The organism is Mesorhizobium sp. M1399 (assembly GCF_040317735.1).
In the GTDB taxonomy this organism is placed as follows: Bacteria; Pseudomonadota; Alphaproteobacteria; order Rhizobiales; family Rhizobiaceae; genus Mesorhizobium.
On record NZ_JAMYKZ010000017.1, the window covers coordinates 72,049 to 92,812 of the forward strand.

General features: G+C 62.6%; 21 protein-coding genes. 10 read left to right on the top strand and 11 right to left on the bottom strand.

Annotated features, from left to right (window positions below; genetic code table 11):
* Positions 1–46 precede the first annotated feature (46 nt).
* Genes NKH05_RS26050 through NKH05_RS26065 form a run of 4 tightly spaced genes read left to right on the top strand, consistent with a single transcriptional unit; the run spans position 47 to position 3,349 of the window.
* Positions 47–1,216, top strand: a complete 1,170-nt coding sequence (locus NKH05_RS26050) for a mandelate racemase/muconate lactonizing enzyme family protein (RefSeq protein WP_352495521.1) — start codon at positions 47–49, stop codon at positions 1,214–1,216.
* Between the two features lies 1 nt (position 1,217).
* On the top strand, positions 1,218–1,934 hold the full coding sequence (locus NKH05_RS26055; RefSeq protein WP_352483633.1) for a FadR/GntR family transcriptional regulator: 717 nt from the start codon (positions 1,218–1,220) through the stop codon (positions 1,932–1,934).
* 1 nt (position 1,935) lies between these two features.
* The gene (locus NKH05_RS26060) at positions 1,936–2,916 is read left to right on the top strand and encodes a hydroxyacid dehydrogenase (RefSeq protein ID WP_352483634.1); all 981 of its coding nucleotides are present in this window, start codon (positions 1,936–1,938) and stop codon (positions 2,914–2,916) included.
* A 49-nt stretch (positions 2,917–2,965) separates the two neighbouring features.
* Positions 2,966–3,349 carry a hypothetical protein gene (locus tag NKH05_RS26065; protein WP_353000470.1) on the top strand — a complete coding sequence of 128 codons (384 nt, stop codon included), beginning with the start codon at positions 2,966–2,968 and terminating at the stop codon, positions 3,347–3,349.
* A gap of 14 nt (positions 3,350–3,363) precedes the next feature.
* Here NKH05_RS26065 and NKH05_RS26070 read toward each other — a convergent pair whose 3' ends face one another.
* Positions 3,364–4,659 (bottom strand): amidase, encoded by a 1,296-nt coding sequence (locus NKH05_RS26070; protein WP_352483635.1) that lies wholly within the window; start codon positions 4,657–4,659, stop codon positions 3,364–3,366.
* A 119-nt stretch (positions 4,660–4,778) separates the two neighbouring features.
* Here NKH05_RS26070 and NKH05_RS26075 point away from each other — a divergent pair, with 119 nt between their 5' ends.
* Positions 4,779–5,126 carry a GFA family protein gene (locus NKH05_RS26075; RefSeq protein ID WP_352495522.1) on the top strand — a complete coding sequence of 116 codons (348 nt, stop codon included), beginning with the start codon at positions 4,779–4,781 and terminating at the stop codon, positions 5,124–5,126.
* Positions 5,127–5,226: 100 nt separating this feature from the next.
* Here NKH05_RS26075 and NKH05_RS26080 read toward each other — a convergent pair whose 3' ends face one another.
* Positions 5,227–6,450, bottom strand: coding sequence for an MFS transporter (locus NKH05_RS26080; RefSeq protein WP_352895356.1), 1,224 nt, complete (start codon positions 6,448–6,450; stop codon positions 5,227–5,229).
* Positions 6,451–6,541: 91 nt separating this feature from the next.
* Here NKH05_RS26080 and NKH05_RS26085 point away from each other — a divergent pair, with 91 nt between their 5' ends.
* Positions 6,542–7,522: an AraC family transcriptional regulator gene (locus tag NKH05_RS26085; RefSeq protein ID WP_023721991.1), complete on the top strand. Its 981-nt coding sequence runs from the start codon at positions 6,542–6,544 to the stop codon at positions 7,520–7,522.
* A gap of 12 nt (positions 7,523–7,534) precedes the next feature.
* On the opposite strand, the gene NKH05_RS26090 is transcribed toward NKH05_RS26085, so the two are convergent.
* From NKH05_RS26090 to NKH05_RS26125, 8 genes are all read right to left on the bottom strand, one after another.
* On the bottom strand, positions 7,535–7,816 hold the full coding sequence (locus tag NKH05_RS26090; RefSeq protein WP_352483638.1) for a hypothetical protein: 282 nt from the start codon (positions 7,814–7,816) through the stop codon (positions 7,535–7,537).
* 246 nt (positions 7,817–8,062) lie between these two features.
* Complete coding sequence (locus NKH05_RS26095) at positions 8,063–9,166, bottom strand: ABC transporter ATP-binding protein (protein WP_023722319.1); 1,104 nt, start codon at positions 9,164–9,166, stop codon at positions 8,063–8,065.
* The gene (locus NKH05_RS26100) at positions 9,166–10,269 is read right to left on the bottom strand and encodes an ABC transporter ATP-binding protein (protein ID WP_352495526.1); all 1,104 of its coding nucleotides are present in this window, start codon (positions 10,267–10,269) and stop codon (positions 9,166–9,168) included. The genes NKH05_RS26095 and NKH05_RS26100 overlap by 1 nt, the downstream gene beginning before the upstream one ends.
* A complete protein-coding gene (locus NKH05_RS26105) occupies positions 10,266–10,487 on the bottom strand; it encodes a hypothetical protein (RefSeq protein ID WP_023722317.1) in 222 nt (73 codons plus the stop codon). The genes NKH05_RS26100 and NKH05_RS26105 overlap by 4 nt, the downstream gene beginning before the upstream one ends.
* Entirely contained in the window at positions 10,484–11,443 is a 960-nt protein-coding gene (locus NKH05_RS26110) for a carbohydrate ABC transporter permease (RefSeq protein WP_023722316.1), read from the bottom strand. The genes NKH05_RS26105 and NKH05_RS26110 overlap by 4 nt, the downstream gene beginning before the upstream one ends.
* Position 11,444: 1 nt before the next feature.
* Entirely contained in the window at positions 11,445–12,350 is a 906-nt protein-coding gene (locus NKH05_RS26115; RefSeq protein WP_352858374.1) for a carbohydrate ABC transporter permease, read from the bottom strand.
* A 74-nt stretch (positions 12,351–12,424) separates the two neighbouring features.
* Positions 12,425–13,741: an ABC transporter substrate-binding protein gene (locus NKH05_RS26120; RefSeq protein ID WP_023722314.1), complete on the bottom strand. Its 1,317-nt coding sequence runs from the start codon at positions 13,739–13,741 to the stop codon at positions 12,425–12,427.
* Positions 13,742–14,100: 359 nt separating this feature from the next.
* Positions 14,101–14,796 (bottom strand): TetR/AcrR family transcriptional regulator, encoded by a 696-nt coding sequence (locus NKH05_RS26125; protein WP_023722313.1) that lies wholly within the window; start codon positions 14,794–14,796, stop codon positions 14,101–14,103.
* A 107-nt stretch (positions 14,797–14,903) separates the two neighbouring features.
* Between NKH05_RS26125 and NKH05_RS26130 the strand changes: the two genes are divergently transcribed.
* The 3 genes from NKH05_RS26130 to NKH05_RS26140 are packed head-to-tail and all read left to right on the top strand — an operon-like array spanning position 14,904 to position 17,387.
* Entirely contained in the window at positions 14,904–16,100 is a 1,197-nt protein-coding gene (locus NKH05_RS26130; protein WP_023722312.1) for a Tm-1-like ATP-binding domain-containing protein, read from the top strand.
* Positions 16,101–16,111: 11 nt separating this feature from the next.
* Complete coding sequence (locus NKH05_RS26135) at positions 16,112–16,951, top strand: phosphoenolpyruvate hydrolase family protein (protein WP_352484966.1); 840 nt, start codon at positions 16,112–16,114, stop codon at positions 16,949–16,951.
* Positions 16,952–16,967: 16 nt separating this feature from the next.
* Positions 16,968–17,387 (top strand): cupin domain-containing protein, encoded by a 420-nt coding sequence (locus NKH05_RS26140; protein WP_023722310.1) that lies wholly within the window; start codon positions 16,968–16,970, stop codon positions 17,385–17,387.
* Between the two features lie 12 nt (positions 17,388–17,399).
* Here NKH05_RS26140 and NKH05_RS26145 read toward each other — a convergent pair whose 3' ends face one another.
* The gene (locus NKH05_RS26145; RefSeq protein WP_352484965.1) at positions 17,400–18,587 is read right to left on the bottom strand and encodes a M24 family metallopeptidase; all 1,188 of its coding nucleotides are present in this window, start codon (positions 18,585–18,587) and stop codon (positions 17,400–17,402) included.
* Between the two features lie 363 nt (positions 18,588–18,950).
* On the opposite strand from NKH05_RS26145, the gene NKH05_RS26150 reads away from it, so the two are divergent.
* Positions 18,951–20,561, top strand: coding sequence for an ABC transporter substrate-binding protein (locus NKH05_RS26150; protein WP_352484964.1), 1,611 nt, complete (start codon positions 18,951–18,953; stop codon positions 20,559–20,561).
* The last annotated feature ends 203 nt before the right edge of the window (positions 20,562–20,764 follow it).

A 20,764-nucleotide genomic window follows, 5' to 3' on the forward strand; every position in this document is an offset into this window, starting at 1 on the left:
TTGGAAAAAGCCCTTCCGCCTCGCAGCGGCCGGGCCGAGGATGAACATGCGCATCAAGACGGTCCAAGCCTGGTGGGTTCGCATACCGATCGAAGCCGCGAAGCAGCACCGCAGCGACTTCGGTCAGGTGGCGACGTTCGACGCCGCCATCCTGCGCATCGAAACCGACGACGGGCTTGTCGGCTGGGGCGAAGGCAAGAACGCCGCCGGCAGCGCCGGCAGCTACGGCGCCCTTGTCCATTTGCTGAACCATGAGGTCGGGCCGCAGCTGGTCGGCCTCGACCCGGCCGACATCGGCGTCATCTGGGAGATGCTGTACAATGGCGCGCGTCACGACAGCGCCGCCCGCGCCGGCCACGCCATGCCGCAATTGGCGCGACGCGGCATGAGCATCGCCGCTATCAGCGCCGTCGACATCGCATTGTGGGACATTCTCGGCAAATCACTCGGCGTTCCGGTCTGGCGACTGCTCGGCGGCCGCAAGCTGGACCGCATGCCGGCCTATGCTTCCGGCGGCTGGGCCACTGCGGAAGCCATCGGCGATCAGCTGCAATCCTACGTCGCCAAGGGCGGCTTCAAGGCGCTGAAGATGCGCGTCGGCGCCATGGACGGCGCCCCGCACGTCTCCGCCGCCCGCGTCCGCGCTGCAAGACAGGCGCTCGGTCCCGACATCGACCTGATGGTCGACGCGCACGGCACCTACACGGTGGCCGAAGCCAAGCGCTTCATCCATCTCGCCGGCGACCTCGATCTCGCCTGGTTCGAGGAGCCGGTGATCGCCGACGACAAGCGCGGCATGGCTGAGGTGCGCGCCTGCGGCTCGATCCCGATTGCCACCGGCGAGAGTGAGGCGACGCGCTACGCCTTCCGCGATCTCGCCGTACTCAAATCCGCCGATATCTTCCAGCCGGATCCGGCCTTTTGCGGCGGCATCAGCGAGGCGATGAAGATCGGAACCATCGCCAGCGCCTTCAATCTGCGCTTTGCGCCGCACCTTTGGGCGGGCGCGCCCTGCTTTTTTGCCGGGCTGCATGTTTGCGCCGCTTCGCCGGCGAGCTTCACCGTCGAATATTCACTCGGGGCCAACCCGATGATCCACGATCTGATCGAAGAGACTGTCGAAGCAAAGGACGGTATGGTAGCGATCCCTGATAGACCCGGGCTGGGATTCACTATTTCGGAGCGGTTCCTGGAGGCGCACGCGCAACACGGCTGACATGAAAGAAAAGAACCTTCTCGCGGAACTCGCCGCCTACCTGTTCTCCCATTCGGACAAGGAGACGGGCCGCACGCCGTCGGAGCGCGAACTGGCAGAGCATTTCAGCGTCAGCCGCGGTCAGATCCGCGAGGCGCTGGCCATTCTCGAGGCCATGCGCATCGTCGAACGACGGGCGAAGTCCGGCATCTACATCGATACAAAGCAGGCGAGCGTCGAGGCTATGGCGCTGTTCGCCCGCGCCGGCCTGCCGCTCGATCCTGTCCAGATCTACGAGACGGTCGAGTTGCGGAAGATCCACGAGATCAAGGCCGCCGAACTTGCCTGTTCCCGCGCCACCGAGGAGAATTTCGAGCGGCTGCGCGAGATCCTGAAGGCCTCAGAGGATCGCATAGCGGCCGGCGAAGGCCTTGCCAGGGAAGACCGCGAGTTCCACCTCGAGATCGTGCGGGCGACCAAGAACAGTGTGTTCCACAATGTCTGCAGCGTCTACTACATGATGGGCGAGATGCGCCTGCCGATCTATTTCAACGATCCCGAACGCAGCGTGCGCTCGCATGCCGAGCACATCCAGATCTACGAGGCGCTGCTGCGCCGCGACGGCAACCTCGCCCAGGCGCTGATGAGCGCTCATCTGCAAGGCGCCGAAAGCTATTGGAAGGGGCTGATCGAGGGGCGTGAGGCGGAACCGCAAAGCCCAGCGCTCGAAAAGGCCTGAAATGCCCAAGATCCTGTCGACACACAGACTGCACCCCCGTGCCTCTTCCATGCTGACAGGGGCCGGCGAACTCGTCGTTGCCTCCGCTCTCGACGCGGCCACGCTGGCCGCCGAGGCAAGGGACGCCGATGTCATCATCGTTCGCGCTCCTTTGCCTGCGGCGCTTTTCGAAGGCGCGACCAAGCTCAGGGCCGCGATCCGCCACGGCGCCGGGCTCGACATGGTACCGATGGAAGCGGCCAACGCGGCGGGCGTGCTGGTGGCGAACGTTCCGGGAGTGAACGCGCGCTCGGTCGCCGAATATGTGATGTTCGCGGCACTGGCGCTGCTTCGGCGCTTTCGTGTGTTGGACCGCGACTTGCGGGCGAAGGGCTGGCTGGCCGGCCGCGAACACACCGTCGTGGCTAATGAGCTTGCCGGCAAGACGATCGGCATTGTCGGCCTCGGCGCAATCGGCCAGGCGGTCGGCCACATCGCCGCCCATGGTTTCGATCTGAATGTGGTGGCAACGACGCGCAGCATGCAGCCGGCGCCGGACAGCGTCGGCTTCTTGTCGATCGATGCGCTCATCGAGCAGAGCGACATCATCGTTCTGTGCTGCCCGCTGACGCCCGAAACGCGGGGGCTGATTAGCCGGGAACGTATTGACCGGATGAAGCCGGATGCGCTGCTAATCAATGTTTCGCGCGGGCCGGTGATCGACGACGACGCGCTGATCGAGGCCTTGCAGAAGGGCCGCATCGGCGGCGCCGCGCTCGACGTTTTTGCGACACAACCGCTGCCGCCCAACCATCCCTACTTCGGCTTCGACAACGTCATCGTCACCCCGCACATGGCCGGGATCACCGAACAGTCGATGATGCGCATGGGCGTCGGCGCGGCTGGCGAAGCCTTGCTGGTGCTGGCCAACAGATTGCCGGTCAATCTGCGCAATCCCGAAGTGGTCGAGCACTACCGGCGGCGGTTCCCTGCCGATTTCTAAGCAAAGGCTACGCCTCAATTTTCCCGAATTCGCCAGCGACGTTGCCGGTATGGGAAACACCACAAAATTCCTGCTGACCGCCAGTGTCTGCATGGCGGCGGCGCATGCCTTGGCCAACGGACAGGGCAGCTACGTGTTCTGCGACAACGACTTGCGCTGCGTGATGGCACCCTGTCCATCGAACAGCGCGCTCGACCTCGACACCGGCAAGTTCGTCAAAGGCGTTTCGATCGACATCGATCGCCTGCCGCAGCAAGACAAGGGCCTCGATCTTTCGGACAAGCTCTATGCCGGCAAGGTCGTTGTTGTCGGCTCGATCGAGAACCGCACCCGGACCTTCAACGGCAAGCGATACACCCTGCCTTGGCTGGTTGCCACCAGCATCGAGCGCACCGCCAAGGACAACGAGCGCGGCCACTGCTCGTCGCGCTGACACGCGCTATCGGATCAATTTGCAAGCAGTGCCTCGACCGCAGCGGCGATCCGCAGCAGGTGGTGGTCATGGCCATTGCGCGCCACCAGCATCAGCCCGGCCGGACGCATCATCCCGGGCATCGGCAGCGAGATGGCTGAAAGATCGAACTGGTTGGCGACCTGCGTGTTGCGCAGCAGAAGGCCTTCCGTCCTGTCGCACAGGGCCTCGTCGCCGGTCATCGAGACGATCGTCGGCGCGGTCATCGGCGTGGTCGGCAGGGCCAGCACGTCGACCGACGCCAGCCGGTCATCCATCGCGGCGGCAAGTGCTGCGCGACGGCGCATTGCTCTGATATAGACCGTGGCCGGAATGGCGGCGGCGCGCGACAATGGCCCGCTTACCCGCGGGTCGACCGGCATCGTCGCTCCCGTCGCCAGCCAGTCGGCATGGATCTCCGCCCCTTCCATTGCCGCGATCGAGGCGCGTTTGGTTGCCGCGCGCAGATCGACAAGCAGGTCGTCGATCGACAACTCCACAAGCCGTGCGCCGCTAAGCTCCATCTTGCGAAGACACCGGTCGAACGTCGTCGCGACCTCTTCCTCCGTATCATCGAACAGCACGCCGCGCGGAATACCGATGCGCAGGCCGTCCAGCGGAAGCGGCAACAGTGCCGCCAGGTTTTCGCCCGCCATCACTGCGTCGGCCGCCGCACATTCGGCGACGGTGCGGGCCAGCGGACCGATCGAGTCCAGCGTGGCCGACAGCGGAAACGCACCCGCGAGCGGCACGCGCCGCGCCGTCGGCTTGAAACCGACGACGCCATTCAACGATGCCGGAATGCGCACCGATCCGCCGGTATCGGAACCGATGGAGATTTCGCTGGTGCCTTCGCCGACCGAAACCGCGGCGCCTGAGGACGAGCCGCCCGGAATACGGCGGGCATCACTTGCATTGCCGGGCGTGCCGTAATGCGGATTGACGCCGATCGCGGTGAAGGCGAACTCGGTCATGTTGGTCTTGCCGAGGATGACTGCACCGGCCTGGCGCAACCGTTCCACGACAATGGCATCCCGCAACGCCGGCGCTGCCGTGGCGAGCAGCAGCGAGCCCGCCGTCGTCGGCTCGCCGGCGACATCGAACAGATCCTTGATCGAGGTGATCGCCCCATCGAGCGGCCCGAGCGTGACGCCGGCTTTTCGCCGCGCATCGGCGGCGTCGGCCGCCGCCCGTGCTGCTTCAGGATAGAGCTTTGCGAAAACGCTCTCATCGCCCACGCGAGCAGCAAGACGCGAAACAATTGCTTCCAGGCGATCACGGGCTGATTGCATTTTCGGTGTCGGACTCCGCACGCTTGCAACGTCTTAATGTAGCAGCCACAAACTGGCCGCAGGAGACATAGCCCGGCACGGTCAGGTTTGCACCTGTCGAACCGCACGAGGAAGGCCCGATGCTCTACGAAGGCAGCTGCCACTGCGGCAAGGTCGCGTTCGAGGTCGAAGGCGAGCTGACCGGAGCCGTACGGTGTAATTGCTCGATCTGCACGCGCAAGGGTGCACTGCTATGGGCAGTGCCGCATGAGAGCATGCGGGTGCTTGCCTGGGGCGATGATCTCGGCCGCTACAGCTTCGGCAACCATGTCATCGCCCACCGCTTCTGCCGCAGCTGCGGCATTCACCCCTTCGCCGAGGATGTCGGCGAAGGGAGCGGGCGAAGTGCCTATATCAACATTCATTGCATCGAGGCGTTGGACGTCGCCGCCGTGCCGGTCTTCGACTTCGACGGCCGTTCCGTCTAATGCATGTCGCGCAAAAGTGTGCAGCGGTTTTGTGATAACGACATGCATAAAAAAAAGAATCTAAAGCGCGTCGCATAAGGCCGATCGAGTGCGACGCGCTTTAGTCCTTGGGACCGTCGATCGGCTTGGGGCCAAGGAAGAACGCCGCCAATGCCGCAAGCAACGTCGCCGCCGCGCAATACGCGAAGGCGCTGGCAACGCCGGTATTGTCGACCAGCAGGCCGCCGAAGACGGCGCCCAACGCGATGGCGACCTGGAACGTCATGACCATCAGCCCGCCGGCGCTTTCCGCCTGATCGGGGGCGGCTCGCACCAGCCAGGTCTGCAGCCCGACTGGGACGGCGCCGAAGGCAAAGCCCCAGCTGGCCACCGCTATTGCAGCCACGACGGGTGAGCCTCCGACCACCAGCAGCAGGAGCGCCGAAAACGCGATCAGCAGAGGCGCCAGGCTGACGGCTGCCTTGAGGCTGCGTTCCGCCATGAAGCCGCCGGCAAAATTGCCGAAGAAACCACCAATGCCGTAGGCGAGCAGCACAAGCGAGATCGTCTCGATGTCCAGCGCGGGCACCTTCTCGAGAAACGGGCGGACATAGGTGAAGCCGGCAAAGTGTCCCGAGGCGACCAGCAGCACCACCAGCAGTGCCACCCTGATCATCGGCCGCTTCATCACCTCCAGCAGCGTGCGAAAACCTGCCGTACCTGCCGGCGGCAGCTTCGGAATGGTAGCCACCTGCACGAGCAGCGCTAGCGCGCCGACCACGGCGGCGATCATGAAGGCCGTCCGCCATCCCCAGATGTCGCCGACATAGGCGCCGACCGGAGCCGCACAGACCGTCGCCACCGAAACGCCGGTGAGGATGATCGACATGGCGCGCGGCATCAGCCGCATCGGAACGAGCCGCATCGCCATGGCTGCTGACATCGACCAGAAGCCACCGAGACTAATGCCAAGCATGATACGGGCGATCAGAAGAACGGGAAGCGACGACGCAAACGCGGCTACCAGATTTGACAGCACAAGCAGCACCGTCAGCGCCCACATGACCAGCCTGCGGTCCAGCCGCTTGGTGACAATGGCCATTGTCGGCGCCGCAATCGCGCCAATGACGGCGGTGGCCGTTACCGCCTGCCCTGCGGCGCCTTCGGTGATGCCGAGATCCTGCGCAAGCGGCGTCAGCAGGCTGGCAGGCAGAAATTCCGCGGTCACCAGGCCGAAGACTCCGAGCGCCAAGGAGACCACCGCCCCCCATGCGGGCTCGGATCGTTCGCCGGTTTCCGTCAGGTCGAGAACGGCGTCCATGACGCCTGTCGCGGGTTCGGTCATGAGGGATCTCCGATCTGGTTGCAGCGCAGCATCTGGCTGCAGTGCAACATAGGGAGTGACTGTCCGGAGTTTCCATGCTAGAAACACCATTATGCTTGACCGTTCGTCCAAAATCCCTGTCACCGGTGATCCGCTGACAGACATATTGCGCGGATTGCGCCTCGAAGGCGTCGATTACGGCCGTTGCGAGATGAAGGAACCCTGGGGCATCCATTTTCCGGCTCAGGCGGCGGCACGGTTTCATTTCATCGGTCGCAAAGGCTGCTGGTTGCTGCAGCCGTCCGGCGAATGGGTCGAGCTCAAGGCGGGCGACGCGGTGTTGTTGCCGCGCGGTTCAGCCCACACGCTGGCGAGCGAGCCGGGTATCGAGGCGGCGCCGATCCACGGCTATGAGGTCGAGGAGATCTGCAAGGGTGTCTATTGCATGTCGAACGACGGCGTGCCCGGCTGCCGTCCGGGCACCTTGCTGTTTTTCGGCAGCATGTATTTCAATCTCGATGGCTTGCACCCCTTGCTCGGCATGATGCCGGACGTGATGCGCGCGCATGAGTTGGAAGCCTATGAGCCAGGTATCCCGCATTTGCTGGAGGCGATGGCCCGCGAGGTGACGATGGAGCGCGTCGGCTCCGGCGGCATCCTGGCGCGGCTGGCCGATGTGCTCGCCGCGACCGTCATCCGCTCATGGGTCGAGCGCGGCTGCGGCGACTCTTCCGGATGGATCGCGGCGGTGAGGGACCGCGAGATCGGCCGGGTGCTGGCCGCGATCCATCTGGAACCGAGCCGCGACTGGACGGTGGACGCTCTGGCGAAGATGATGGGCGCCTCGCGATCAGGTTTCGCCGAGCGCTTCGCAACCATTGTCGGCGAAACACCGGCAAAGTACGTCACGCAGGTACGGATGCACCAGGCGCGGCAATGGCTGGTCCGCGACCGGCTCAAGATTTCCGTCGTCGCGGCGCGCCTCGGCTACGAATCCGACGCCTCCTTCAGCCGCGCCTTCAAGCGGGTAATCGGATCGCCGCCCAGCCATTTCCGGGCCGAGGAACAGGCGGAGATCCGCCAGGCCGGCTAAACGTTGGCCGGGTTATTGCTCGGTGATGCAGGCCGAGCCGGCGCTGCTCTTGCAATATTTGCCGGAAGCCCCGCACCTGCCATCCGAGACTTCGACAACGGTGCCGCTCAACAACAGCTTGCAGTCACTGGTGGACAGATTGACCGTGCCGTTGAGATCCTTGATCTTCTTGGCGTCGACCTTCGCACCGGCGACAACTTTCTTGGCTGCCTGCGCCTCGCTCAGATGCACCGCCGACAATCCCATACCCGCGACAAGCAGGATCGTCGCAAAGCTGCGTAACAGATTTCCCATAGCCAACCCTCCGTTTTGGGTCTCCAAATTGGGCGTGCAAAGCCCGTTTGGGACCAAAGGATCAGCCTATTCGACAAATCGGAGCATCCGCATCCCCCGTACGGGGGATGACGGGAAGACTCGAGCATTTCGCAGCCAAGTGGAATCACACGGCGTCGCACAAATGCGACTAAAATAGATAGGCAGAGCGGGATGCACGGTCAATTTGAACGCATCCCGCTCTAGCTGCAGTAAAGAGGCTTGTACTTAGCCGGCGTGACGCAGGCTTATTCCGCTGCCCTTATCGAACAGCACCACCTTGTCCGGGTTCCAGGCAAAGCGCACCGGCTGCTCTATCTGCACGTCGGTCCTGGCCGGCACAGTGGCGCGCAGCATGGCGTCGCCGACCCGCAGCGTCAGGATCTTCTCGACGCCATGGTTCTCGACGTCATGGACCCGCGCCTCGACCGGCGCGCCGGTCTCGAGATAGACGTCCTCGGGACGAATACCGAAGACGAGCGGGCGACCGTCGGTCGCCGCGCCCGTCTTGGCACCCCCCGAAGTCTTGGCACCCCCCGCAAACGGCAATTCGAAATTCAGCGGTGCCATCACCGCACGCCCGTTAACAAGCTTGCCGTCGATGAGATTCATCGGCGGCGAGCCGACGAAGCTCGCCACGTAGGTGTCGCGCGGATTATTGTAGATCTCGTACGGCGTGCCGGTCTGGACGATGCGGCCATGGTTGAGCACGCCGACCTTGTCACCCATCGACATCGCCTCGATCTGATCGTGCGTCACGAACAGGAAGGTGGCGCCGAGCTGCATCTGCAGGTTCTTCAATTCGGTGCGCAGCGCCTCGCGCAATTTGGCGTCGAGCGCCGACAACGGCTCGTCCATCAGGAATACCCGCGGCTTGCGCACGATGGCGCGGCCGATCGAGACGCGCTGCATCTCGCCGCCTGAAAGCCGGTCGGTCTTGCGGTCGAGCAGATGCTCGATCCGCAGTGTCCTGGCAGCGCGGTCGACACGATCCTTGATCTCGGCATCGGGCAACCGGCGGATCTTCGGCTTCAGCGGAAATTCGAGGTTTTCGCGCACCGTATAACGCGGATAGAGCGAATATTGCTGCAGCACCAGCGCCACGTCGCGCTCGGCCGCGCCCCAATCGGCGACATCGACGCCGTCGATAAAGACCTGGCCTTCGCTCGGTTTTTCCAGGCCGGCAATCATGCGCAGCGTCGTCGTCTTGCCGGCGCCGGTCTCGCCGAGCAGGACGAAGAACTCGCCGTCGGCGATGTCGAGGTCGAGCCCGGTCAAAGCGGTGTGGTTGCCGAATTTCTTCGAAATGTTCTTGAGCTGGATGTGGGCCATCAGAGTCTCACTCCCAGCGATTTGCCGCTCGCCGTGTCGAAGAAATGCGCCTGGCTGGGATCGATTCTGACGAAGACCCTTTCGCCGGGGCCGCCGATGAAGCCGCTCTTGGTGCGTGCACGCAGCATCTTGGAGCCGACCTTGAGGTCGACGATATCGAAGGAGCCGAGCGGCTCAACGATCTGCGTCTCCACCGGCAAGAACCCCTCGGCGGCTTCGCGGCGAACGAGAACGCCTTCCGGCCGGATGCCGAGCGCGAGCTGGCCGCCGACATGGCCGTTGAGCTTCGACAGCAAGGTGCGCGGGAATTCGAAGCCGGCGGCCGCATCGCCGACCGTGACCGAGGCCGACGAGGCTTTCTCGGTCACCGAAGCGTCGGCGACGTTCATCACCGGGCTGCCGACAAACTGCGCGACGAAAAGATTCGCCGGATGCGAATAGACCTCGTCCGGCGAGCCGACCTGCTGCAGTACGCCTTCATGCATGATGACGATGCGGTCGGCGAGGCTCATCGCCTCGATCTGGTCGTGAGTGACGTAGATGCTGGTCGAGCCCTGCTTGATGTGCAGCCGCTTGATCTCGGCCCGCATCTCCTCGCGCAGCTTGGCATCGAGCGCGCCGATCGGCTCGTCCATCAGCATCGCCTTCGGCCGCCGCACCAAGGCTCGGCCGATCGCGACGCGCTGCATGTCGCCGCCGGACAGGGCCGACGGTTTCTTGGCGAGGAGATCGCTGATCTGCAGCGTCTTGGCGACCGAGCGCACCTCGCTGTCGATCTCGGCCTTGCTCTTGCGCGTCGCCCTCAGTGGAAAGGCGATGTTCTCGTAGACGCTCATATGCGGATAGAGCGAGAACGATTGGAAGACCATGGCGATGTCGCGGTCGGCGGCCTTGAGGTGCTGGACCGGCTTGCCGTCGATGAGGATGTCGCCGCCGTCGATCGTCTCCAGTCCGGCAACGGCCCTGAGCGTCGTCGTCTTGCCGCAGCCCGACTGGCCGAGCAGCACGATGAACTCGTTATCGTCGATCTTCAGGTTGAGGTCCTTGATGACCTGGACGGCGCCGAAATATTTCTGGACGCCGCGAAGCTCGATCTGGGTCAATGCTGTGCCCCCGGGTTTGCCCCTTGCCCGGTGCCGGCCTTCTCCTCCGGCGCGATCTTGGAGGTGATGTTGAAGCCGATCAGGCCGATCAGGATGATGGTCACGCCGTAGCTGTGCAGCAGCATGTGCCATGGCTGGCAGAGCGCGATGATGCCGAGCACCATCAGCACCTGGCTGCCCGGTTCAAGATATTTCTGATTGATGTCGCGAAAACTCATTTGCGGATCGCTCCGAAGGACATGCCGCGCAAGAGGTGGTTGCGGAGCAGGAAGGTGAAGATCGCAACCGGCAGCAGGAACAGGAAGGTTCCGGCGGCAATCACCGTCCAGTCCGGCAGGCCGGCGCCGACCTGGCTGGGAATGAAAGGCGGCGCCGTCTGGGCACGGCGGCTGGTCATGATCAGTGCGAAGGCATATTCGTTCCACGCCGTGATAAAGCAGAACACGGCGGTGGCGGCGATGCCGGTGGCGGCCTCGGGCAGCACGATCTTGAAGAAGGCCTCCATGCGCGTATAGCCGTCGACGAGGGCCGCCTCCTCATACTCCTTGGGGATCTCGTCCATGAAGCCTTTCATCAGCCACACCGAGAAGGACAGGTTGAAGGCGGTGTAAAGGATGATCAGGCCGACATGGGAATCGTTGAGGCCGACCGCCCGGTACATCAGGAACATCGGAATGGCGACGACCACCGGCGGCAGCATGCGCGTCGACAGGATGAAGAACAGCAGGTCCGCCTCGCCTTTCACCTTGAAGCGCGAGAACCCATAGGCGGTGAAGGTGCCCATGCCGACGGCCAGGACGGTCGAGGTTATGGCAACGATCAGCGAGTTCATGAAACGGCTCGGATAGCCCGACCACTGCACCTGGCCCTTGCCGTCGCGCACGATCTTTTCGCCGCCATTGAAGACGACGCGCTCCCACCACGGCGCAGCCGCGTACTCCTCCGGTGATGGCGGGCTGCGCAGCTGCGAACGCTTGGTGAACAACTTGACGAAGGGCGATATCTCCGGCTGGAAAACCACCGTCGGCGGAATGGTGGTGGCGAGGTTGCGCGGCTTGAACGCCGTCGAGGCTATCCAGTAGATCGGCGCCAGGAAGATGATCGTCACCAGCAGGACGGCGACGATGGCGACCCGGTTGAAGGTGATTTCGGAAGAAGTGCGGACTGCGGCCATCTCAGCGCTCCTTCACCTTGTTGAGGTATTTGACATAGATGTTGGTGATCGCCAGCACCATGATCAACACGATGTAGGCGAGCGCGCAGGAGCGCCCGGTCTGCCATTCCTGGAACGCCATCTTGTAGAGCCGGATCGAGATCAGCTCCGCCGTCGGCTGGCTGGTCAGGATATAGGCGAGGTCGAAGGTCTTGAACGCTTCCATGGTGCGGAAGATGACCGCGATCATCAGGATCGGCGCGACCAGCGGCAGCGTGATGCGGAAGAAGGTGTAGAACGGCCCGGCCCTGTCGATCGCGGCGGCCTCGTAGAGATGCTTGGGCACGGCCGACAGGCCGGCCAGCGACAACAGCATGACGAAGGGCGACCACATCCAGATATCGGTCAGCGCGACCGCATAGAGCGCCATTTTCGGATCCGACAGCCATTCGAAGGTGCCGAGGCCCAGCGCATAATTGATGATGCCGAAGGACGGATCGTAGAGCAGTTTCCAGAACAGGCCGACGACGGCCATAGACAGCATCATCGGCAACAACAGGAGCGTCGTCAGCAGGCCCTTGAGCGGAATGTCGCGGTTGAGCAGCATGGCCACGCCGAAGCCGACGAGCAGCTGGCCGGCGACCGAGATGATGACGTATTTTGCGGTGATGGCGAAGTTGGACCAGACATAGGGATCGCTGAGCAGGTCGCGATAGTTTTGCAGCCCGACGAAATTCGCCGCCGCGCTGGTCGAGGCGCGGAAATCGGTGAACGAATAGCCCAGCGAATAGATCAGCGGGAAGATGTTGAAGACGATCAGAAACAGGATCGTCGGGATGATGAAGAGATTGCGGATCGAAATGTCGCTTAGACCGCGAGCAGCGGCCCGCGAGGACCCGTCCAGCGTGGTGATCATCGTGGTCGCCAAGACCCTGCTCCCGGTTCAAGAATCAGAAAAAGAAACGGAGGAGGCACGAACGCCCCCTCCGTGAAGCTTCATACTTATTGGCCGCGGCCGTATTTCTTGAAGGTCGCGTTCCAGTCGGCTGCCAGTGCGTCCAGCGTCTCCTTGGCGGTGCCTTCGCCGCCGATCATGTAGGGGTAGATGCGCTGGTTGAGCTGCTGCAGCAGTTCGGCATATTCCGGAACCGCCCAGAAGTCCTTGACCTTGAACATGGTCTCGTAGAACGCCTTGTTGTAGGGCGTGGCGTTCTGGAATTCGGGCGACTTGAGCACGGCGGCACTGCAGGTGTAGCCGCCAAGCGCTGCCCATTTCTTCTGGGTCTCGTCCTTGATGAACCATTCCAGGAACTTGGTCGCCTCTTCCTGCTTCTGCGAGTAGGAAACGATGGAGATGCCCTGACCGCCGAGTGCGGCGAACTGGTCCCCGTTCGGGCCGGGAGGATTGGCGAAGAAGCCGGTGTTCTTGGCGTTCGGGTTCGACGCCTCGTTGATCAGCGAGGGGAAGAACGCGAAGTAGTTCATGCTCATCGCCGCCAGGTTTTCAGTGATCGCCTGGTTGTCCTCGACGAAGAACGACTTGGCCCAGCCCGGAGGCGTGAACTTGTAGAGTTCCTTGTAGGCGTCGAGCGCCGCGATCGCCTTGTCGGAGTTGATGAAGCCATCGACCTTGTAGGTCTTATAGTCACCCAGCTCGCCGCCAAAGGAGAACAGCGCGTTTTCGAAGCCCATCGCCATCGCGTCATAGGAATTGTCGGTGTAGATGGCGATGCCGTATTTTTTCTGGTCCGGCCGGTAGAAGAACTCGGCGATGTCGCGCAGCGCCTTGAAATCCTTCGGCACGTCGAGATCGTAGCCATACTTGGCCTTGAAGGCTTCCTTTTCCTTCGGATCCTCGAACCAGTCCTTGCGGTAGGACCAGCCGACAGCGTCGCCTTCAAGCGGGATGGCCCAGTACTTGCTGCTGCCGCCCGGATATTCGGCGTAGTACTTCACCGTCGCCGGTGCCATCACGTCGCCGACCTTGTGCTTGTTGAAGAAGTCGGTCAGGTCGACATAGTGGCCACCGGTCGAGCCGGCACCGAGCCATTGCGAGTCGCCGACGACCATATCATAGGCGTCGCCATGGGCGTTGAACTCGGTGAAGGCTTTGGTCTGGAAGTCGGGCCACGGTGTGGTTTCCACCGTGATTTTGACGCCGGTTTCCTTCTCGTACTCGTTGCCGAGTTCCTGCAGGTAATTGGCCGGATCCCATTCCGCCCAGAAGATTGTAAGTTCCTTTTCCTGCGCGTAGACGGACGTTCCGCAGGCTAGCACTAAGCCGATACCAGCAAGCAAGCTGGTCATTGTCTTGCGCATAATGATTTCCTCCCTTGTGCGCATTCTACCGCGTCATGCGAGCCGGCGGCGAGGCCGGCCCTGGTAGTCCTCCCGTGACGGCACCGTTCCGGTTTTTGAGCCTCCTCGTTCGACCGAAACGGATATTAGCCTTCACCCTTTGATCCGCTTTATTTGTCCTGATCTGGTATTACCAATTTCAGACGAACGTCAAGCCCTTTCTTGGACGGCGGCGGACACGCAGACAAGTTGGTTTCTGCGATATCTGCCTGTTTTCCCTGAATTTTCCTACTCCTTGATACAGAGGGGCCTTGCCTCGGCCGCTGCATCGCCAATAGTATGAGTAGGCAGGGTGCAAATCTGGTCGAACCAGATTGGCGTCATCTAGCGGCTGTCATCGGTGCGATCCCATCTCCTTCAATCATCGATTCCGTCACAGCTGCGCGTACCAGCGCGCTGGCGGCCCATTGCGCGACCGACATCATACTGCGGCTGTCCAATCCCCATATATCCTTCAGTACGATCAGCATCTCAACACCGAAGATCAATGACAGCGCCTGCGCGAGCCGCTTGAATTCGCGCGGCGGCAACCGGCCTTTGAGTGGCGCAATCGCATCTTTCAAAAGATCGACGCGATGGCCGCGCGTGAACGCCGGTTCGCCGTCAAACGTGCCTGCCTGTCGCTGCGCCCACTGGTCGAGCGACAGTTTCAGCGCCGCCTTGAACGTCGCTTCGAAGGCCTCGATGCGCGGCATGGCGGTCTCGAACAGCTCGGCCACCCGGCGCTCGGGATCGGCAGAGCTCGATTTCCAGGTAAGGATCGGTCCGAGCCCCTCATCGACCACCGCCTGCACCAGCGCCGCCTGGCTCGGAAAATACCGATAGGCGGTGGCGCGTGAGACTTCCGCCGCCTCCGCCACCTCGCTGACCGACGGCGTGGCGCCCGCCTGCATCAGCTTTGTCGCCGTCTCCAGCATCAGCCGCCTGGTGCGCGCGCGGGCCCCGCGCTCTACCCGCGGGTTCGGCCCCTGGCCGGCATCGTCGTCCGTTGCCGCTTGTTGACGTGAGACATTCATGTCAATACGATACGCGCGTCTCAAAAAATTGCAATGGCCCTTCGCGCCGTCGAATGGCCGGGCAAAGGGGCGGCAGCGTCGAACACGCCCAGGACCGGGGAAACGCGATGAAGCGCATCTATGTGGTGGGCACCGCCGACACCAAGGGCGAGGAACTCGCTTTTCTGGCCGATGCGGTCGCCGCAACCGGCGCTTCGATTGCCCGTGTCGACATCGGAACACGCGGCGCGACCGTGCCGGTCGATGTTTCGGCAGACGAGGTCGCCAGCCACCATTCAGAGGGTCGCAATGCCGTGCTCGGCGTCGACGACCACGGCACCGCAGTGGCGGCGATGGCTGCCGCCTTTGCCCGATTTGTTCAATCGCGTAGCGATATTGCCGGGATTATCGGCATCGGCGGTGGCGGCGGCACCTCGATCATCACCACAGGCATGCGCACGCTGCCGCTCGGCCTGCCCAAGATCATGGTTTCGACCTTGGCCTCCGGCGACACCGCGCCTTATGTCGACGTCTCCGACATCGTCATGATGCCGTCGGTGACCGACATGGCCGGCCTCAACCGGCTTTCCCGTGTCGTGCTCCACAATGCCGCCCAGGCGATATCAGGCATGGCGGCAAAGCCGGCGCCGCCGGCCGACGGCAGACCCTCGATAGGCCTCACCATGTTCGGCGTCACCACGCCGTGCGTGACCGCCATCGCCGACGAACTTCGTTCGACTTATGACTGTATGGTATTTCATGCCACTGGAACCGGCGGCCGCACCATGGAAAAATTGGCCGACAGCGGCTTGTTGTCCGGCGTCATCGACATCACCACGACCGAAGTCTGCGACTTGCTGTTTGGCGGCGTGCTGCCGGCGACGGACGATCGCTTTGGTGCCATCGCCCGCACCGGGCTGCCTTATGTCGGCTCGGTCGGCGCGCTCGACATGGTCAATTTCTGGGCGCCGCCAACAATTCCGGAACGCTATCGCGGCCGGCTATTCTATGAGCACAATCCAAACGTCACACTGATGCGCACCACCGCCGACGAAAGCAGAATGATCGGCGAATGGATCGGTACAAGGCTGAGCCTCTGCCAGGGTCCGGTTCGTTTCCTCATTCCGGAGAAAGGCGTGTCGGCGCTCGACATCGAAGGCGGCGCCTTCTTCGACCCTGAAGCCGATGCAGCTTTGTTCGAGGCGATCGAGCGCACCATCAAACCCGCCAAAACGCGGCGCGTTCTGCGCCTGCCGCTGCATATCAACGACCCCGAATTCGCCTGGGCCGCCACAACGGCCTTCCTCGACATCGCCAGACAGTGAGACACCAAGATATGGCCGCCATACCGCGCAAGAAAATCCTGGAGAAATTCCGCAAGATGATCGCGGACGGCGTTCCGATCGTCGGCGGCGGTGCCGGCACCGGCCTGTCGGCCAAGGCAGAGGAAGCTGGCGGCATCGACCTGATCATCATCTACAATTCCGGCCGCTACCGCATGGCCGGGCGCGGCTCGGCCGCCGGCCTGCTCGCCTATGGCAACGCCAACGAGATCGTCAAGGAGATGGCCTACGAAGTGCTGCCGGTAGTGAAGAAGACGCCGGTGCTGGCCGGCGTCAACGGCACCGATCCCTTCGTCATCATGCCGCTGCTTTTGGCCGAGTTGAAGACGATGGGCTTTTCCGGTGTGCAGAACTTTCCGACCATCGGCCTGTTCGACGGCCAGATGCGGCAGAGTTTTGAAGAAACCGGCATGGGCTTCGGGCTCGAGGTCGACATGATCGCCGAGGCTCACAAACTCGACCTGTTGACCACGCCCTACGTCTTCAATCCAGACGAGGCTCGCGCCATGACACAAGCCGGCGCCGACATCGTCGTCGCCCATATGGGGGTGACCACCGGCGGTTCGATCGGTGCGACCTCGGCTAAATCGCTGGACGATTGTGTGAAGGAGATCGACGCCATTGCCGAAGCGGCACGCTCAGTGCGCGAGGATATCATCCTGCTTTGCCATGGCGGGCCGATCTCGATGCCGGACGACGCCAAATATATTCTCGAGCGCTGCAAGGGCCTGCACGGTTTCTACGGCGCGAGTTCGATGGAACGGCTGCCGGCGGAAGCTTCGATCGCCAGGCAAACGGCGGATTTCAAGGCCGTCACGTTCGGCGCTGCGTAGAAGAAGGGGTGAGACGATGACCGACAACAGCAAGGTGTTCGTATACCCAAAAGACGTCAGCGCCTTCGGCTTCGACTGGGGCAGGCTGTCGCTGACGGTCGCTCCCGAAGTGAACGGCGCGAAGCGCTTTTCCGGTGGTGTCGTCGACCTGCCGTCGGGCAAGGGCCATACGCGTCATAACCATCCGGGTGCCGAGGAGATCATTTTCGTCATCTCAGGCAATGGCGAGCAGATGGTCGAAGACGAGAAGGGCAATCCGGTCGTCGAGAAGGTCGGCCCCGGTTGCACCATCTATGTGCCGGAAAGCCGCTTCCATTCGACGCTCAATACCGGCGACGCGCCGATGCAGCTTTTCGTCGTCTATTCGCCGGCCGGGCCGGAATTGGCACTGCGCGACCTGCCGGATTTCAGGCTGCTGCCGTCAGGTGGGAATTGAGATAGACGGCGCCTAAGCCCCGCCCCTGTTCCAGCCCCTACCCCGATCGCCGAACATAATGTAACCGGCGCCGGTCACCGCCACCGTGTCCTCCAGCTTGATGAAGCCGCGCGTCGGGTGGAGCATGGTCGTCTCGACCGAAAGCACCATGTTCTTCTCCAGCGGCTTTGCGGCATAGGTGCCTTCATAGGTCACCGGATGGTTGGTCATCAGGAACGGCGCTTCGTGCGTGATCAGCCCCATGCCATGCGCGAAGAAATCGGTATAGGCCGCAACCTTGGATTTCTTCAGCACGCCTTCGGCATGAGAAATCATGTCACCGCCCAGCGTGCCCGCCTTTACCTTGGAGAAGGCCGCCTGCTGCACCGTCTCGATCTCGGCCAGCAGATCCTCGAGTTCGGCGTCAGGCTCACCCAGCACGCCCATGCGGCAAAGGTCGCCGATATAGCCGTGGTAGTTGCCGCCGGAATCGATCGACATCACCTCGCCCTTCTTCCACGTTTGCGGCGAGGCAGCGCGGTTGTGACTGGAGCCTAGCGTCAACAGGCAATATTCGAAATGCGCGCCGCGATTGGTCTCCTCGCGCCTGAGCTGTTCGATGATCTCGCTCTTGGTTGTGCCTTCGCGTGCCCAGCCGATGGTCGCCAGCATGGAATCGGTGATCAGCTCCGAAGCAATGCGCAGCTTCTCCAGCTCGGCTTCGGTTTTGATTGCTCGCATGCGCTCCAGCATGTGCGTGGCGTCGATCAGCTTGGCGTCCGGCAGCGCGTTGCGGATCAGCATATAGGCGTCGGACGGCAGGAAGGCGGGCTCGATGCCAATGCGGGCATTGCCCTTGCCGATCTTCCGCAAATGCTCGACCGCCAGGTTGGCGGCATCGAGCGTGCCCCAGCAGGCGGCATGCAGTGTCGGCGTCCAGAACGGATGGTTCTGGTGCTCGCCGCCCTCCATGCGGTTGCCGATATAGGCGGCATGCTCCGGCCCGCCTTTCTCGTAGACGACGACAGGCAGATAGCGGCTATGGCCGATCGCATCCATGGCGGCGAAGAAGATGAACTTGTAGCCGCCAAGCAGATATTGCGTGTTGTGCTTGGAGGTGGCGAGCAGCACGTCGATGCCGGCTTCCTCCATCAGCCCGTCCACCCTGGCCTGGTCGAACGGCACGCTGCCGACGACATTCTTGCCCGGAGCAACGTTCATTGTCTCTCTCCCTGAAGTGCCATGACCGACCGCACGTGGCGCCGGCCTTTCTGGTTTAGAGCCTTGGCTCCCCTCAAATCTGCATCATTTTGCCCGGTCTGGTCCAGCCAGAATGGGTCGAGCGGGCGCCAAAAGCTCATTCCGCTACCGGCATGGTCTAATCTGGTCCGGCCAGATCAGCGCATTGGACCGCTTCCCTGTAACTGGTCCAGCGGACGGAAATTTCAAAGCCACGTGAGGATGCGCCAATTCCGTCTCTGGCGAAACCCCGGACAAGGGCCATAATCAGCTTTGCAGGATGCTCACGAGCGTCCGAGGGGTACGGCGCACCCGGCCGGGTCGCGGAGAGGACGGAGTTCGATCATGCCAGAGTTCACCATTTCCAGGCGTACGATGCTTGCGGGTTCGGCATTGCTGCTGGCCTCCACCGCCATGCCGACGATCGGCTGGGCGCAGACGCCGAAAAAGGGCGGACGACTGGTTGTCGCCGCTGATTCCGAGCCGCGCAATCTCAATCCGGCGATTGTCGCCTCGAACGGCGTCTTCTTCATCTCGAGCAAGATCGTGGAAACCTTGGCCGAGGCCTCCTTCGGCGGCAAGGACGGGCTCGAGCCACGGCTGGCGCTCAGTTGGGAAGGCGCCGCCGACGGCCTGTCGGTGACGTTCAAACTGCGCGAGGACGTCAAATGGCATGACGGGAAGCCCTTCACCTCAGCCGATGTCGCCTTCTCGGCGCTGCAGGTCTGGAAACCGCTGCAGAATCTCGGCCGCACCGTGTTCAAGGATCTGGAGGCGGTCGACACGCCGGACGAGGCGACCGCCGTGTTCAAATTCGCCAAGCCGACCCCGTTCCAGCTGATCCGCAACGCGTTGCCGGCGCTGAGCAGCGTGGTGCCCAAGCACATCTACGAGACCGGAAAGATCGAGGACAACCCGGCCAACAACGCCCCGGTCGGCACCGGACCGTTCAAATTTGCCGAATACAAGCCCGGCGAATATTACCGGCTGGAGAAGAACACCGACTATTGGGGCAAGGACGAGCCCTATCTCGATGAGATCATCTATCAGGTGCTGCCGGACCGCACGTCGGCGGCCAGCGCGCTCGAGGCCGAAGAGATCCAGCTCGCCGCCTTCTCCGCCGTGCCCCTGGCCGATCTCGACCGCATCTCCAAAGTGCCCGGCCTCAAGGTGATCACCAAAGGATACGAAGGGCTGACTTACCAACTGGTCGTCGAGATCAACCATCGCCGCAAGGAGCTGGCCGACCTGAAAGTGCGCCAGGCGATCGCTCACGCTATCGACAAGGATTTCGTCGTCAAGACGGTGTTTCTCGGCTATGCCGCCACCGCCACTGGCCCGGTGCCGAAAAACGACCCGCAATTCTACACCGCCGACGTGCCGACCTATGCTTTCGACGTCGCCAAGGCCAACGCCTTGCTCGACGAGGCCGGCTACAGCCGAGGCGATGATGGCAAGCGCTTTTCGCTGAAACTGCTGCCGGCGCCCTATTTCAACGAGACCAAGCAGTTCGGCGACTATCTTCGTCAGGCGCTCGCCGCCATCGGCATCGACGCCCAGCTGGTCAACAACGACTCTGCCGCGCATATCAAGGCGGTTTACACCGACCACGCCTTCGACCTTGCGGTCGGGCCGCCGGTGTTCCGCGGCGATCCGGCGATCTCGACCACCATCCTGGTGCAGAGCGGCATTCCCGACGGGGTGCCTTTCTCCAACCAGGGCGGCTACAAGAACGCCGATCTCGACGCTCTGATCGCCAAGGCATCGGAGACGCTTGACACCGCCGCCCGCACCGAACTCTACAAGGAGTTCCAGAGAAAAGTTGCCGCCGACCTGCCACTGATCAACGTCGCCGAATGGAGTTTCATCAGCGTCGCCCGCGATACGGTCAAGAACATCGCCAACACCCCGCGCTGGGCGGTGTCGAACTGGGCGGACACCTATTTAGAATCGTGACACATTCTGGCGGATGAAAATTCGCGCCGAAATCCGTGTGGAAACTTGGTCAAATACCGAGTTCCTTCACACCCCCCTCTGTCCTGCCGGACATCTCCCCCGCAAAGGGGGAGATTGGCTGGCCGCAACGTCGGCTTATTTGCCTGCTGCGTTGAAGATTGGCGAAATCGCTAATGACATCCGATCTCCCCCCTTGCGGGGGA